Source organism: Methanopyrus sp. KOL6, from assembly GCF_002201915.1.
In the GTDB taxonomy this organism is placed as follows: Archaea; JAADCQ01; Methanopyri; order Methanopyrales; family Methanopyraceae; genus Methanopyrus.
This window is the reverse complement of the sequence record NZ_CP019470.1, coordinates 1367841-1383300: the sequence shown is the minus strand read 5'-3', so window position 1 is coordinate 1383300 and position 15460 is coordinate 1367841. Positions and strand designations below refer to the sequence as shown.

At 59.0% G+C, this 15460-nt stretch carries 15 protein-coding genes; 3 read left to right on the top strand and 12 right to left on the bottom strand.

Annotated features, from left to right (window positions below; all coding sequences use genetic code 11):
• Positions 1-30: 30 nt before the first annotated feature.
• A complete protein-coding gene (locus BW919_RS07480) occupies positions 31-672 on the bottom strand; it encodes an SAM-dependent methyltransferase (protein WP_157666177.1) in 642 nt (213 codons plus the stop codon).
• A 26-nt stretch (positions 673-698) separates the two neighbouring features.
• Between BW919_RS07480 and BW919_RS07475 the strand changes: the two genes are divergently transcribed.
• Entirely contained in the window at positions 699-1541 is an 843-nt protein-coding gene (locus BW919_RS07475) for a hypothetical protein (RefSeq protein ID WP_157666176.1), read from the top strand.
• 69 nt (positions 1542-1610) lie between these two features.
• Here the strand turns inward: BW919_RS07475 and hisC are convergent, their stop codons facing one another.
• Complete coding sequence (gene hisC, locus BW919_RS07470; protein ID WP_088336388.1) at positions 1611-2789, bottom strand: histidinol-phosphate transaminase; 1179 nt, start codon at positions 2787-2789, stop codon at positions 1611-1613.
• Positions 2750-3466: a DUF1614 domain-containing protein gene (locus tag BW919_RS07465; protein WP_088336387.1), complete on the bottom strand. Its 717-nt coding sequence runs from the start codon at positions 3464-3466 to the stop codon at positions 2750-2752. Before BW919_RS07465 ends, hisC begins: the two co-directional genes overlap by 40 nt.
• A 75-nt stretch (positions 3467-3541) precedes the next feature.
• Between BW919_RS07465 and BW919_RS07460 the strand changes: the two genes are divergently transcribed.
• A complete protein-coding gene (locus tag BW919_RS07460; protein ID WP_232452880.1) occupies positions 3542-6268 on the top strand; it encodes a valine--tRNA ligase in 2727 nt (908 codons plus the stop codon).
• 476 nt (positions 6269-6744) lie between these two features.
• Here the strand turns inward: BW919_RS07460 and BW919_RS07455 are convergent, their stop codons facing one another.
• The 7 genes from BW919_RS07455 to BW919_RS07425 form a co-directional block, all read right to left on the bottom strand.
• A complete protein-coding gene (locus tag BW919_RS07455) occupies positions 6745-7626 on the bottom strand; it encodes a hypothetical protein (RefSeq protein WP_088336385.1) in 882 nt (293 codons plus the stop codon).
• Between the two features lie 35 nt (positions 7627-7661).
• Entirely contained in the window at positions 7662-8489 is an 828-nt protein-coding gene (gene dapB, locus BW919_RS07450; RefSeq protein ID WP_088336384.1) for a 4-hydroxy-tetrahydrodipicolinate reductase, read from the bottom strand.
• On the bottom strand, positions 8486-9523 hold the full coding sequence (locus BW919_RS07445) for a hypothetical protein (RefSeq protein WP_088336383.1): 1038 nt from the start codon (positions 9521-9523) through the stop codon (positions 8486-8488). The genes dapB and BW919_RS07445 overlap by 4 nt, the downstream gene beginning before the upstream one ends.
• A 12-nt stretch (positions 9524-9535) precedes the next feature.
• Positions 9536-10279, bottom strand: a complete 744-nt coding sequence (locus BW919_RS07440; protein WP_088336382.1) for a hypothetical protein — start codon at positions 10277-10279, stop codon at positions 9536-9538.
• Positions 10276-10659: a hypothetical protein gene (locus tag BW919_RS07435; RefSeq protein ID WP_088336381.1), complete on the bottom strand. Its 384-nt coding sequence runs from the start codon at positions 10657-10659 to the stop codon at positions 10276-10278. The genes BW919_RS07440 and BW919_RS07435 overlap by 4 nt, the downstream gene beginning before the upstream one ends.
• Positions 10660-10676: 17 nt before the next feature.
• Positions 10677-11531: an NAD+ synthase gene (locus BW919_RS07430; protein WP_088336380.1), complete on the bottom strand. Its 855-nt coding sequence runs from the start codon at positions 11529-11531 to the stop codon at positions 10677-10679.
• Positions 11532-11650: 119 nt separating this feature from the next.
• Complete coding sequence (locus tag BW919_RS07425; protein ID WP_157666175.1) at positions 11651-12454, bottom strand: DUF1002 domain-containing protein; 804 nt, start codon at positions 12452-12454, stop codon at positions 11651-11653.
• 32 nt (positions 12455-12486) lie between these two features.
• Here BW919_RS07425 and BW919_RS07420 point away from each other — a divergent pair, with 32 nt between their 5' ends.
• Positions 12487-13311 carry a P-loop NTPase gene (locus BW919_RS07420; RefSeq protein WP_088336378.1) on the top strand — a complete coding sequence of 275 codons (825 nt, stop codon included), beginning with the start codon at positions 12487-12489 and terminating at the stop codon, positions 13309-13311.
• Positions 13312-13377: 66 nt separating this feature from the next.
• Here BW919_RS07420 and BW919_RS07415 read toward each other — a convergent pair whose 3' ends face one another.
• A complete protein-coding gene (locus BW919_RS07415; protein ID WP_157666174.1) occupies positions 13378-13959 on the bottom strand; it encodes a methyltransferase domain-containing protein in 582 nt (193 codons plus the stop codon).
• Between the two features lie 2 nt (positions 13960-13961).
• Positions 13962-15446: a cobyric acid synthase gene (locus BW919_RS07410; RefSeq protein ID WP_157666173.1), complete on the bottom strand. Its 1485-nt coding sequence runs from the start codon at positions 15444-15446 to the stop codon at positions 13962-13964.
• Positions 15447-15460: the final 14 nt, after the last annotated feature.

Below are 15460 nucleotides of genomic sequence, written 5' to 3'. Positions count from 1 at the left end.
ATCTCTTCCCCCTCATACCGTGATAGATAGTTACCTTAACGTGGGTTTCGAACTAGCATGATCCGGCTCGAATATCGCCACCGTGAACTCGGAAAAGTCCCGTAACGAGTGCAGTTCGGTTGCGAGACGCTCGTCCGGGTACCATAATCGCTCTCCAGCGATCACTTTTACGTTTAGGCCCGTCGACTCAATGACTTCGACGACTTTCGCCGGTCGAACCTTACCGAACAATACCGCTGTGGTACGACCGGCTCCTAGGTTCTCTACGACCTTTTTAACGTCCTTCCCGCTGTGAAGGTTGACGTGCGCTTCGACCTCGTGAAAGCCCAGACCGAACCGGGCCGTCAACGCCTGCAGTGAGGATACCCCCGGCACGATTTTGACGTCGTCAAAAAGTAACGACGCCAGCCTCCCGACACCCATGTAGGTCGGATCGCCTCTGGCGATCACCACCGGATCGTTGTCCGCGTACTCCGTCAGCGTCTCCCGAACGGAACCGTCCCAGACAACTATCTCCTTGTCGGAGAGGTCTATCTCCGCCTCGATCCTGAATCCGTCGATCTCTCGGAGCATCGACTCACTACTGATCAGTAGATCCGCTTGCGAGATTCGTTCTATCGCCTCGACCGTCAGAAACCTCGCCGGATTCGGACCGACCCCGACTATCTGCACCGGAAGCCCCTTGGGGGATCTCGACCGTGACGCGCTTAAGCCTGCCGACATCAAGTCACTGCGAGGGGTGCCCTGGGGCCGAAGGGAAAGGTCCTCACCATCCGACGCTCGAGTTGACCACATCCTGTCCGTACAAGTGCCCTCATTGCTACGCACGCTACGCGGAGAACGTGGGTGTGGTCGTGAAACCGGGACTGTACGGGGAACCCCGTGGGTGCCTTACAGTCTCTCAGTACGGGGAACCCACGGTCCTCGGGAGAGAATTGATCGATATCCTGGAAACTGTCCGAGAGGCCGGACTTTTCGACAGGATAGACCTCCAGACCAGGGGATACAGACCCGATCTGGCCCCGGAGCTGTCGGAGATCTGTGACCTGGTGATGGTGAGCATCGACGTCACGTGTCCCGACGTTCATCAGCGCCTCCACGGTGTAGGGCCCGAAAGGACGCTGCGATTCGCCGAGAACACGGACTGTCCCGTGGTCCGTTCACTGTACCTACCAGGTATCAACGACGACCTGCCCCAGGGGCTCGCCAACACCGAGATAGAGCCCGCTGAGGTCTTCGTACAACCCCTGATACCCTTCGGGAAAAAATCCGTAGAGAGACTCAAACGGATCGGCTTACGGGACCATTACAACGTGGTCGGATCCCTGCTGGACTGGGCCGAAAAGTTCGAAGAGCTCGGATTCGACGTCAGATTCCCAGCGTGCTGGGTCGACAGTCTCGGAAGGCTCGAGGAGAGAATGGAGGACGAGCTGGGATTCGTTGACCTCCGGAACGTCCGGTACTCCCCGAATCCCGGCACTCCAGCCCCTGAACGACGTTTCACACCTCTACACGAGCTACTCGATGAATTAGTGCGCTAAGCAACTCAGAGCGCCGTAGCTGCGACTTATGTGCACGGATCGTAGTGTCGCTTACTACGGCGCGTTGCGTCACTCCTCGAGCAGCACTTCTTTCACGACTTCTATGAACCTTCGATCCTCCTCGAGCGTGCCGGTAGACACCCGGACGTAAAACGGCTCTATACCCTCGAAGCTGGAACAGTCGCGTACTATTACGCCATGCTTCAGGAGCTCTCCCGTGAATTCCGACGCGTTCATCCCGGTGTCGGAAACGTCCACCAGGAGGTAGTTGGCCTCCGAGGGGAACGGTGTTAACCGATCTAACTTCCGGAGTTCCCGGTACAGGTACTCTCGACTCTCTATCATTAACCGTACGGACTTCTCGACGTAGTCCCGATCGCGGAACGTGGCCTCGGCTGCGGCCGCACTAGGTCTAGTCAGGCTGAACACGGGTTTGATCCGGTGTAAGTGCTCGATCAGCTCGGGATCGGCTATCCCGTAACCGACCCGGGCCCCGGCCAGGCCCAGCGCTTTGGAACACGTGCGCAGCACGAGGACGTTGTCGTACTCGAGCGCCAGCGGTGTGTAGTCGTGGTCGGCGAACTCGACGTAGGCGTGGTCGATCAAGACGACTCCGCGGCACTCCTCCACGACGTCTCTCACGACCCGCTCCCGGATCCGGTTGCCAGTGGGGTTGTTCGGGGTGCAGAGGTACACTAGACGCACTTTCCGGTCGAGGGCCTCGAACAGTGAGTCCTCGTCCAGCTCGAACCCCCGCTCCGGGTCGAAGCGGGGCTTCCTGACCTCGGCACCGCACGCCCGTGCGGAGATACCGTACTGCGAGAAGGTGGGTACGGGAATCACCACGGGGTCGCCCGGGTCGACGAGTACGCGCGTCAGCACGTCGATGATCTCGTCGGCACCGTCCCCACCGACCACTAGGTGCCCCCGCGTGACCTCCACTGGTTTTCCGGCGGGATAAGGGGGGTCCGCCAGGTAATCGATGATGGCTTCGTACAGGGACGGAGGTGCTAACGGCTCCGGGTACTCGTGAAGATGTTCCAGCTCACGCTTCGCGGCCTTCACGGCTTTGGGTGAAGGACCCAGTGGGTTCTCGTTGGATCCCAGCTTCACTATCTCATCCGGTTCGATACCGTATTCCCGAGCGATCTCCTCCTTCGACTTGCCGGGAACGTACGGGTCGATGTTCAGCACGGCTTCCCGAATCCTCACGCTCCGGCCCCCGGTGAGAGGACGTACGCGATCCATACGGCGGTGAGACCCGTCACGAACACGGCGTCGAACGTGCCGGCCCCTCCGATACTGAGGACCGGCGCATCGCCCCAATTCACAGCCTTCCTCAGGTTGAGCAAGTCGGCCCCGATGAGCGTCCCGAGCGTACCGGCCACGTACGCGACGCTGGCGGCGCCGCCCTTAGCCGTCAGCAGGGCCACCGTACCGGCCACGGTCGCGGGGAGGAAGAACGGGACCGCAATACCGACCCCCGGTATGACTCGCGCGGTAGCGTAGGACACTACGGTGGTGACGGCGGTAGCCAGCAGGTACTGGAGCCACAGGTCGAGGTTGGTGGCGATGAGGTACACCGAGACAGCGATAGGGATCAGACAGCCCCCGACGTTCACGGCGATCACGATCTCCTCGGAGCGCCGGACCGGTACCTGGTACGAGATACCCCAGAACCCGAAGGTCTCGTGCTGCACCGTGACTAGCTTGCGTATACGTTTGACCGGGACGTTGACCGCGCTCCCCACGATGGATAGGAGGGACAGTAGCAGTGCCGTCTTGGGTTCCAGTCCTAGGGCGTGGAAGAACCCGGGGATGCTCACGAAGTACAGGAACGTCATCAAAAATGACAGGAACAGCCAGGCCGATAGGAAGAGCAGGAAAGCCCTGGAGGTGGGTGAATGGATCACATGACCGTTCAACACCGTCACCCCATCGGGTGGCTCAGCCGGAACCGTGATATTTAGGCTCCCGGGGTCGTGCCGGGGGAGACGCCGGTGGAGGACTACGACCCGAAAGATGTCGAGCCGAAATGGAGGGAGCGGTGGCTGGAGGAGCGGAAGTACAAGTTCGAGGGCGGCGAGGACCGACCCGCGTTCGTAATCGATACCCCACCGCCGTACCCGACCGGAGAGCTGCATATGGGTCACGTGCTGAACTGGACCTACATGGACGTGGTGGCTCGGTACAAACGTATGTGTGGGTACGACGTGTTTTTCCCACAGGGCTGGGACTGTCATGGTCTGCCCACCGAGGTTAAGGTGGAAGAGATCCACGGGATCACGAAGCGCGACGTGCCTAGACAGAAGTTCCGGAAGCTCTGCGAGGAGCTGACCTTAGAGAACATCCGGAAGATGCGAGAGCAGCTGATACAGCTCGGATGCTCGATCGACTGGTGGACCGACTGCATCAACTACGAGAACGAGGAGCTGAAGGAACTTGGTTCCTACGTGACCATGGACCCCGATTACATCCGACGCAGTCAGTACGGGTTTCTCGAGCTGCTCGAGAAAGGGTACGCGTACCGTGAGGAGCACCCCGTCAACTGGTGTCCTAGGTGCGAGACGGCGATCGCCTTCGCCGAAGTGGAGTACGTAACCCGAGAGACGTACCTCAACTACATCGAATTCCCCGTAGCCGACGGCGACGGTTCGGTGACCATTGCCACCACGAGACCCGAGCTGCTTCCGGCGTGCGTGGCGGTCGCCGTTCACCCGGACGACGACCGGTACAGTGATCTCATAGGGAAGAGGCTCGTGGTGCCCCTCCACGAGCGGTTCGGAGACCGGGACATCCCCTGGGAGGTTCCGGTCATAGCGGACGAGGAGGTGGATCCCGAGTTCGGAACGGGTATCGTGATGATCTGTACCTTCGGTGATAAGCAGGACGTGGCTTGGGTCAAGCGGCACGACCTGCCGATCGTGAGGTCGATCGACGAGCAGGGTAAGATGACGGAGGTGGCGGGCGAGTTCGCCGGGATGGAGGTGGAGGATGCGCGTGCCGCCATCGTTGAGGCACTGAAGGAGGAAGGGTACCTGATCAAGCGCGAGAAGATCACGCAGAATGTCGGCGTCTGCTGGCGATGTAAGACTCCCATCGAGATCCTCGTCAAGGAGCAGTGGTTCGTGAAGGTCAGGGAGCTGGCCGAGGACGTCAAGGAAGCGGCACGGAAGATGGATTGGATACCAGAGCACATGCGCAAGCGTCTCGAGGACTGGACGGAATCAATGGACTGGGACTGGTGCATCTCTCGGCAGCGGATATTCGCGACGCCGATCCCAGTCTGGTACTGCAAGGAGTGCGGTGAGGTGATCCCGGCGGAGAAGGACCAGCTCCCGGTGGATCCCACACGGGACGATCCGCCCGTGAACGAGTGTCCGAAGTGCGGGTGCTCGGAATTCGAGCCGGAGACGGACGTAATGGACACCTGGATGGACAGCTCGATCACTCCCTTGGTGATCACCGGCTGGCCGGACGAGGAGCCGAACCTGCCGGTAGACCTCCGCCCGCAGGGTCACGACATAATCCGTACGTGGTTGTACTACACGACCGTACGAGCGTTAGTTCACGCTGACAGTGAACCATTCAAGGAGATCCTAATCAACGGCATGGTGTTCGGCGAAGATGGGTACAAAATGAGTAAGTCCCGGGGTAACGTGGTCGAGCCCACCGAAGTGATAGAGGAGTACGGTGCGGACGCGCTCAGGTACTGGGCCGTGTCGTCCGGGGCGCCCGGATCGGACGTTCAGTATATGACGAAGACCATCAAGCGCGGTTATAGGTTTGCGAAGAAGATTTGGAACGTGTGCCGACTGGCTAAAGACCACATCGATGACGCACCGTCGGTGAACGATGTCGAGGAGAACTTGACACCGGCCGACAGGTGGATCCTCTCCAAGTTCCACCGACTTATAGACGAGGTGACGAGATATCTGGAGTCGGGGTATCGGTTCAACGACGCGATTAAGGCCATCGAAGAGTTCGCATGGGAGGAACTTGCCGACGACTACCTGGAGATGGCGAAGCTAAGGTTGTACCGACCCGAGGAACTCGGTGAGGGTTCACGGGAAGCCGCCAGAGCGGTACTACGCCACGTATTGGAAGGTCTCCTGAGGTTGCTGGCACCGTTCATGCCGTTTGTGACGGAAGAACTCTACCACCGACTGTTCAATGAGAGCGTACACGACCAGGAGTGGCCTAAGGCGAGCGAGAAATGGATCGAGGAAGGAGTCGAGGAAGTCGGTGAGATCCTCCGCGAGATCGTGACCGAAGTGAGGAAAGCGAAGACGGACGCCGGATTGAGGATGGGCGCGGAGTTCGAGGGCCTGACGGTACACGTTCAGGACGAAGAGCTGGCTGAAAGCCTCGAGAAAGCGATCCCGGACCTCAAGAGCGCCACTCGTGCGGAAGAAGTCGAAGTAGAAGTCGGCGAGCCGGAATTGGAGATGGTCCCGGTGAAAGTCGAACCGCGGATGGATGTCATTGGTCCGAGGTATAAGGAGCTCACACGGGATATCATCGAGTACGTGGAGAACAACCCGGAAGAAGTCGCGTCAGCGATCAAGGAAGACGGTAAAGTGGAGCTAAAAATCAACGGGAAAGGAGTCATGCTGGACGAAGAGTGCGTCGACGTGGAGTGGGAGCTGAAAGTTAAGGGAGGAGAGGGAAAGGCCGTGGAGATCAGGCCTGGCGTGGTCGTGGAAATCCTAGGCCTCTCCACGTAACTCCTTTCCGGAGTAACTCGATAACTCGACCTCTCGTGGACCGACGTAATCCTCCGGCGGCGGTGGCGTGTACGTGCCGATCAGTGACACTCGCAGGCCGTCGGGCGTGCTGACGCTGAAACACGGGTCCACATTGCCGTGCCAGCGTGACGCTGGACCCTTCGCCCGCCCCGCTCGTTAGCGTGGGACGGTTCCGTCGAGTAGTCCCATTGGACCTCCATCCGGAACACGAGACCCTACAGCCGGCGACGCAATCGGTGACAGGTTTAAGCGCCTCCTTATACAAACATTCGATTAACACCAAAGCTCAACTTCACCGACCCGTCGGGTTTCACGACGAAGATCGCGACGGGTAGGTAGTTCCCGAAAAGCAAACAATTCTTTCTACTATTGGAAGATTCGTCTGGAGTTGTGGCATGGAGCAACCTGAGACGAAACCTATCCTAAAAAATGAGAGATTAGTAAGGGAGCCACCTTTAGGCCGGAAGCTGGAAGGTGCACAGTGTAATCTCCGGCAGTGTCACCGGCAGCTTCAGTGGTGTAGTCGTCTCGTAGGTGATCGTCGGCGACAATTTCAGTGTCGACGCTGATAGGCTCGCTCCCAGGTAAGCGGTTACGGTCGCGTTGTCGATCAGTTCCTCCGACACGTTCACCGGTGTGAGTTCCAAATACGGCCCCTCGTAGTCCTCTGACGGGCTGCCAACCTCTAGCTCGAACAGGTGCACGACGACTTTCAGCGCTCCGGTCAGCAGGTCTAGAGTGGCCTTGATGAACGGTTCCTCGGCCGTGTGCAGCAGCCGTAGAGCCACGCTGATGCAGGCTTTCACCGGGTCCTCCACGGTTTCGCTCCACTCACGATCGAGGTCCAGCTTTGGTACCTCGATATTGAGAACCGTCGCTGTCAGTTTGACACCACAGTCCTCTGCCAGCTCCGCGGTCACGGTCGGAATCTCCACTCCGGCCTCCAGTTTCACGCCTGGGAGTACCTCCTTACCGTCGATAGGCGCCACGATAGCGTTGATAGCACCCGCTAGGGCAGCCGTCAGGACGTCTGACAACAGGTCCTGTCCCTCGGCAACCAGCGAGTAGCCTCCGGTCAGAGTTAAGACCGCTTCTCCGTTCTTCAGGTCCACGGTGAAGTCCGCCTGGAGGCTCGGCGTCAGTTTCAGCGCCACCGTTTTGGGCGCCGACGCGGTAGCCTTCTGCTCGGTCTGCTGCTCCGTGGTTTGCGCCTGCTGTGACTGCTGCTCGCTGGCCTGTGTCTGCTGCTCGGTCACCGCTGCGACCTTGTCTTCCGCCAGTCCCGGAGCCGCCAGAGCCACCAGGGCGATGGAGAGGACTACCAACACGCGCCTCACACCTTCACCCCCAAGCCGGAGCCGGAGTTCCGGGTTTATAACCCTTCCTCCCGTTTCCCGCCGAACAGTACGTCCCTCATCGAGTAAATCCCCGGAGGGGCCTCCACGACGAACTTCGCGGCCACCAAAGCTCCCTTGGCGAAGGCGTCACGTGAGAGGGCCCTGTGCGTGAGTTCGATCCTCTCGTGCTCGCCCAACGCCATGACGGTGTGATCGCCTACGACCTCACCTCCTCGAACTGCCAACACACCGATCTCGTCGTCATCACGTGGTCCTACGTTCCCCTCACGACCGAAGACCTTCTTTCCCTTACCCAGCTCTTCCTCTATGACTGCCGCCAATTCGAGGGCCGTCCCGCTCGGTGCATCCACCTTGTGCCGATGATGGATCTCCACGATCTCGAAATCGAACCCGTTGTTTCCGAGCACCCTAGCGAGCTGTCTTGTGAGCTCGAAGAGCAGGTTGACTCCTAAGGACATGTTCGCGGAGATCACTGCCGAAACTCCTGCCTCCTCGATCTCGTGTTCGAGCATCCTGAGGTCTTCACCTCTGAACCCAGTGGTACCAATTACGAGGTCCAACCCCGCATGGGCGGCTTTGGGCGCGTTCTCCAACGTCGCTTCACGGACTGTAAAATCGATCGCGACGTCCGCGTCCTTAGCGATGTTAGGTAAAGCGGTTGGAGGGGCGATTTCTACACCTGTCTCGCCCACTCCTATGAGCAGTCCCACGTCCCTCCCAAGGTGCTCGGAGGTGGGTGATGCGATAGCGCCTACCAGCTCGAGCTCTTCATCTTCTATCACCATCCGACATATCCGGCGACCCATCCTACCAGTGGCCCCGAGGACGACGATCCCGATCACCTCCGTCTGCCCCCAACCACGAGCTTGTGGCGTTTGTACCTGGGTGAGAGCTCCCACTCCACACCCTTGAAGTCCTCAGGTGATGGTTTCAGGTATCGGAATTCATCCTCGCTCCAAGCCTTTTCCATCGCTGAGGTGTGTACGGCTCCCACCACCACCGCGACACGATCGAAATCTTCGGTTACGTCGGCGATGCGGCTGAGCATGTACCACTCTCGAAACTCTAGGTGAAAGCGGACGAAGGTCTCCGAGGCCACGAGGGAGACGTTGGTGCGAATTTCTTCGCCGAGCCTCCTGAGCACGGGCTCGACTTCCTCGTACTCGAGGAAGAACAACTCACCGGTGGGTCCCAAGACGCGCTCGACTTCCGAAGTGTACTCGAACACGATAGGATCTCGGAGACACTCGGGATTTTTCCTAGACTTCTCGAGCTTCAAGGACGATGGCACGTCGACGGGGATCGCAGGGACACCTTCCCTTAAACAGTACACTAAAGCCCCGTAGAGGTCCCGGAACGGCCCCATGAGCATCTTAGTGGGTACCCGTGCCATCACCTCGATTCCGGCGTGCGGTAGCGGTGAGAGTGTGTAGTGGAGTGCGGTTTCCAGTCCAGCTGGGCTGGTTTCCAAACACACAGCCTCTGGTTCCAGACGTTCAAGAGTCCGGTACACGTACTCGGCGACGCCACGTTTGTCGTGATGGATCGAAACGAAGGCCACCCGCGCCTCGTCGGGTTCCCGACTCTCACCCGAGTAGACATCTCGGATCACTCGCTCGTGGAATATTTGTGGGGCTAGCCACGGGCACAGGTCGAACTCCGCGTGCTCTCCCATCGGAAATCCGATCCGTTCGCAGGCCTTCCGGGCTGTTTTCAACACCTTCTCCTCTAGGTCAGGATGAGGGTTAAGTCTATCCACGCAGGCTCGGACGATCGCGTCCAGATCAGGTTGCCCGAAGTCATCCGTGAAATCTTCCAATTCCTCGTCCACTTTGCCTTCAATTAGAAACGAGGGGAGACGTTTGGACCTGAACAACGAGGGACCCCCTCACGTTAGAGCGCTTAAGGCGGAGGAAAACGTCGGAAATAATATCAGCCGGCCTTCTAGTAGGTCCTCTCCCGATGATCTATCGGTGGGTGAATACGTGCCTCTGGGGATCACCTTAGTGCTCTTCGGAATCCAATCCAAAAATTCGGACACTAATTTGTTTCCTTTAATCCACTCCTCGATCAGTGCCAGCCGGACGAGAACCTCGTGCCAGTTCGTTCGTTGGGCCAGCGAGCCTATGGTCCTCACGTAGGGGAACTCGTTCCAGAGTAGTTCGCGGAGCGATTTGTAATCGGGTGGTAGCATGGTCCTCCCCTCCCTAAGCCCGAAGCGCCATAACGCTTCCCCGTGCTCGTAAACGTGGACGGTCACGTTCCCACCGACGCGTACCACTGGAACGTAAATTTCACGAGCACTGACGGCAGGGAGTCGCCAATCTTCCGCCGCCCGCTCGGGATCGTCCGTAACTATCACGACCCCACGTACTCGCGTGCGCAGCACCTTAGGACCTATGTGCGCCTCTTCCTCCGCGAGTGCGACGACGATGGTAGGATCATCGAGGGAATCTACTTCCTCCACTTCCGAGAATTCGACGCGATCCCTAAGCTCGACGCAGAACTCCCAAATGTCTCGGTTCACGCATGAAATTTTGATCGAAGATGGAAGTATCTCTACTATTTCCGCGAGGATATCCCAAGTCACGGCTGCTGGGTAACTGTGAGATGCGAGAAGTGCGCCGATCAACTCTCCTCGCCCCCGAACGGGGCGGCGGGCCGTCTGGTGAGAACGTTGAATATGCCAATGCCGAACGTCACCATCCCCACTCCGAGGGATCCGATGTATGTCCAGAGGATGATACCCCACTTGATGCGAGGATGGGAATAAAGGTGGAGGAGGGTATTCAGGGGAGTGATCACGCCGGCGGCCAGTATCAGTAGGAGCATCCCGAAGCTGGCCAGCGCACAGTCGAGGTCGTGGCGTCGCACGGCACGGATCGTGTGGTAGATGAGGATGAGTATCACTAGTGACGAAACGAAGATGCAGACCACCTGCTGGATTACCCATAGGCGCGCACCGAACTCACACCCGAACTCTAGGACCACATCTACCTTCCGTGGTTCCATACAGATCGAACTCCCTATCACCTCGGCATCGCAGGATCCTCGGGCTCTGGCAAGTCCAGACCAGGAGCAGGTCGTCGCTTGAACGAGGAACTTCGCACAAGGTCCAGGACTTTCTCAGCGTCTTCCTCAGTCACCTCTACCCCACGCTCCCCGAGCCAGTCGACAGCCTCCCGAATCTTCAAACCTTCGTCGACGAGCGCGTACAGGAGAGCATCGAGAGTAGGGTAATCGATCCCGAGTTCACCCTCATCCGTCTGGCCAGGCCAGAGTCGTGCCGAGGGTTCCTTCTCCTCCACAATACGCTCTGGTACGCCGAGATACTCTGCTATTACGTAAACCTGCGTCTTGTAAAGGTGCCTGATAGGGGCCACGTCGCAGGCGCCGTCTCCGTGAAGTGTGAAGTACCCAGTAAGCCACTCCGTACGGTTACCGGTACCCAGGACGAGACCGCCGAGCTTGTTCGCGAAATAATACAGTATGCACATCCGGACCCGCGGTTTGAGGTTAGCGTCGCTCTTACGGCTGAACGTGTGACAGGGGACGTATGAACCGGTGCCGAAGGCTCGCAGGACCTCGGTGATGTCGTGGACGTAGTACTCGACACCGAACCGTTCCGCAGCTTCCACGGCGTCTTCAACGTCCTCCCGCGGAGTGTCACGCTCCGGTAGTATCAGTGTCACCACGTTCTCGCGACCCAGCGCCTCGACCGCAAGTCCGAGGGTCGTAGATGAATCGACTCCGCCGCTCAAACCCACTACCGCGATCTCCCGACCAGCCTCCTCGAACTTCTCCCGGAGGAATTCTGCTATCTTGCTCACTTCCTCCTCAGGATTCACCTCGAGCTCCGGTATGATCGGCTCGTACTTTGCCATCGGTTGCCCCTCGGGACTCACCATAAAACTATCCCTAAACACTTTTTCTTTGTTTCCTCCCGTTGAGCCTACATTGTCCTCGCGAAACTCTAAAGGTGTCGTCACTCGGGACAGGGAGGTCAGATCCAGTACGTCAGGAGTCTCTTGAAGAGCCACCACCAGGAATACTCTGCCCCTTCCTCGGCCAACTTCGTCGCTTGCGCGGCGTGAACCGCGGTTTCGGGCGGTAAGTTCACCCCGTAGACGTCCTCGACTTCGTTCTGAACGTCCCTCGCCTTCTGCGGATCGTCGGCACCTCGGAACACGCACACTGCGACTACGGTTACGGCCGCAGCTCGCCTTTGAGGATCGTCCCCGGCCCCCTTCACGGCTTCGAGCACCGCCTGGGAGAATCTAGCGTCACGTTCCGTGATCTCTACACCGGCCTCCCTCATGGCTTTGTACACTCCGGCGAGAGCCGCCTCGCCCGTGGCCTGAACGGGACTACGGATGGTCACGCAGCAAGGAGGTGCGCCTATCGACGCTAGGGCTTCGGCGTATGTCTCCGGTTTACATACCATGATCTCGGGGCCCACGTAGATGCGGTACCCATCGACCTCCTGATAGCGCCGCGGTGGTTCGTCGTAAGGTGTGACTGCGGCACAGCTGTATATTTGAGATGGAGTGTATCTATGTCCGGTGACCTCCGCCGCTACTCGGTTAGTCTCTTCAGCCGTCACGATCGTTCTGTGGAACCTAGTCGGATCGACCCCAACCTCCTTAAACAGTTCCACCACGGTAGGACGCTCGGTCCTCCATGTGGTTTCTCCGTAAGTCACTGCGGGCCGTTCGATCGAACCACGTCCGTAGTTGACCTCGTAGTATCCGGCCGCCGGGAGGACTATAACGGCGATCACGAAGATTACGGCGATTTCCTTCCTCACGCATCTCACCCCGGATCGTGGGGCGACAGCGCTTGAAAAGGATCGCTGTCTACGGGAAGGGTGGGATAGGAAAGTCCACGATCGCGGCGAACGTGGCCGCGGCTTTGGCCGAAGAAGGTTATCTGGTCATGCTGGTAGGGTGTGACCCGAAGGCGGACTCGACCCTGACGCTCGCGGGACGTAGAATTCCGACGGTGATGCACGAGTACCGGAAGAAAGGGGAAGACCTCGAGCTCGAGGACGTTATCGTCGAAGGTGATTTCGGTGTCTTGTGCGTCGAGTCCGGTGGGCCGAAGCCAGGGGTCGGATGCGCGGGGCGCGGTGTGCTGAAGGCCCTCGAGATGTTGACTCGAAGTGGGGCGTTCGAGGACGTCGACGTGGTGATCTTCGACGTCCTCGGCGACGTGGTGTGTGGTGGATTCGCCCTACCGATCCGCCACGGCTACGCGGATACCGTTTTCGTGGTCACGTCCAGCGAACCAATGTCCCTATACGCCGCTAACAACATCTGCCGCGGGATCGCCGAGTACGCCGATCGAGGTGGTGCGAAACTCGGGGGAATTGTCCACAACCGACGCTCCCGTGACTCAAATTCTAGCGTAGTGACGGAGTTCTGCCGGCGAATCCGGGCCGAGTTGATTTACGATCTGCCCTACATGAATGAGGTACGGAAGGCCGAGTCTCGGTATCGTACTGTGATCAGAGAGTTCCCGGACTCGGACGCGGCCGAGGCGTTCCGCGAGCTCGCGCACAGAATGCTCGAGACGGAAGGTGTCATGCCTAAACCGCTCGAAGAAGATGAAGTACTTGAACTTGCAGGTGTGATGCCCTGCACAAACCCTAGGAAGATAAAGTGAAGTCCCTCGACTGATCGTTCCGCAAAGACCTGGAGAACCGGTGGACCGTCCTGTGGGTATGGAGAGTCAGACCCTACCGAAAACTATGAACCCCGTGTGACCCAGAGTACGGCCGGGTCGAATCCCACGCTTTTCCACCTGGAGTTTTCGCTCGATCAGTTCAACGGCTTCCAACCAGGTGCACCGATCCTCCAAGATCTGCCAGACGGCTCTCACCTGCTCGAAAAACGGGCAGAACACAGCGACCTTCCCGTTCGATTTGATGGCGTTTAATCCCACCTCAAGTACGCGGTCGGGCTCGGGTAGGTCCAACACCATCGCATCGAACTCGTCTTCCAACCCCTCGAGGTACTCCCTAGCGTCACCGTGCTTCAACGTCACGCTCCTCTCGTAGACTTTTCCCAACTGTTCGAGGTTCTCCCGAGCCTTCTTGAGCTTCCTGACGTCGATCTCGATCCCGACTACTTCACCATCTGGGTAGACTATCCGGGCTATGGAAGCTGTGAGGAACCCGGATCCGACACCCGATTCGAACACGCGATGGCCTGGGAGTAGCCCAAGTCGTTCCGTGATTAGGCCCGAATCCTTCGGCTCGATAGGCCTAGTTACGCGCTCGAAGGAACTTACCTTCAACCGATCTAAATCCACCCTTACTCCCCCAGGAGCTCTGGAAGATCCGTCGATTCTACGATCTCCTGGGCGACCTGAAGGTTCCGCTTCACCGCCTCCCGAACTACGTCCCGCTCGGGAGGATTCCACCTGCCTCCGGATACCCATCTGAGGAACTCGTGGCGGAAGCGTCGGTTGAAGAATATCCCGTGTAAGTAGGTACCGAGAACGGGCCGATCGATGCGATACGCACCGTCTAGAAGACATCCTCTGTTTCCATACCCCGACCGTAAACGGATCAAGTGTGGGCCGCCGGTATAGGTACGTCCCTCATGGATCTCGAACCCCTCAACTCGGATGCCGCGGAGGTGCGGATGGTTCACGACCCCCTCCGATCGCACCGTCACCTTACCGGTGTCGCTGGGGAACACGGTCACGGCATCGAGAAGTCCGAGCCCCGGGACCGACTCCCCCGGGTCGAGCTCACTCCCCGACTCGTCGACGAGCTCTTTGCCGAGCATCTGGTATCCTCCGCACACCCCGAGCACCACAGTATCCTCGCCGGCCGCCTGAACTACCTCCTCGTCCATCCCGTGTTTCCGAAGTTCTTCGAGGTCGGAGATAGTGGTACGGGTTCCGGGTAGGATCACTGCATCCGCGTCCTCAGGGAGGCTGTCCCTAGGGTCCACGAACTCCACTCTCACGTCCGGCTCCATCGCGAGAGGCTCGAAGTCGGTAAAGTTGGAGATCCGGGGCAGCCTGATGACCGCGATCCGTACGGAACCGCGCCCGGGGGAATGGGTGTCGAGAGCCTCCGAGTCTTCCCAAGGCATCCAGAAGTTCCCGATGTGACGCACGGTTCCGAAGTAACGTATGCCTAGGCGGCGCTCCAACTCCTTGATCCCAGACTCGAGGAGGGACTCATCGCCGAGGAACTTGTTGAACAGGAAACCCTTTATCAACCGTCGCCATCGCTCCGGTAAGAGCTCGATCGTGCCGTAGACGGCCGCGAAGGCTCCGCCCCTACTGATGTCCGCGACCAGGATCACGTCCGCACCCAGGGCTTCGGCTACCCGAAGGTTCGCGATATCGGTGTCAAGGACGTTGACCTCCGCGGGCGACCCTGCACCCTCGGCGACGATGACCTCGTGCTCCTCCGAGAGGATCTCGGCGGATTCCAAGACGGCTTGCCAGGGATCTTCGAAGACGATTTCCCGGTACTCGCGATACGACATCGTCCCGATAGACTTTCCATGGACGATGACCTCCGAGCGGAGCTCCTCTTTGGGTTTGAGGAGCACGGGATTATGGTGGATAGAGGGCTCCTGACCTGCCATCGCGGCCTGGAACGCCTGGGCGACGGCGATCTCCCCGTTTTCCTTTGCCACACACGAGTTCAGCGACATGTTCTGGGATTTGAACGGAGCCACGTCCACGCCATGCTGGCGTAGGTAGGCGCACGTAACCGCCGCCAAGAACGACTTACCGGAGTTCGAGGCCGTACCGACGAACATGATCGCCGACAAGTCACAAACCCCTC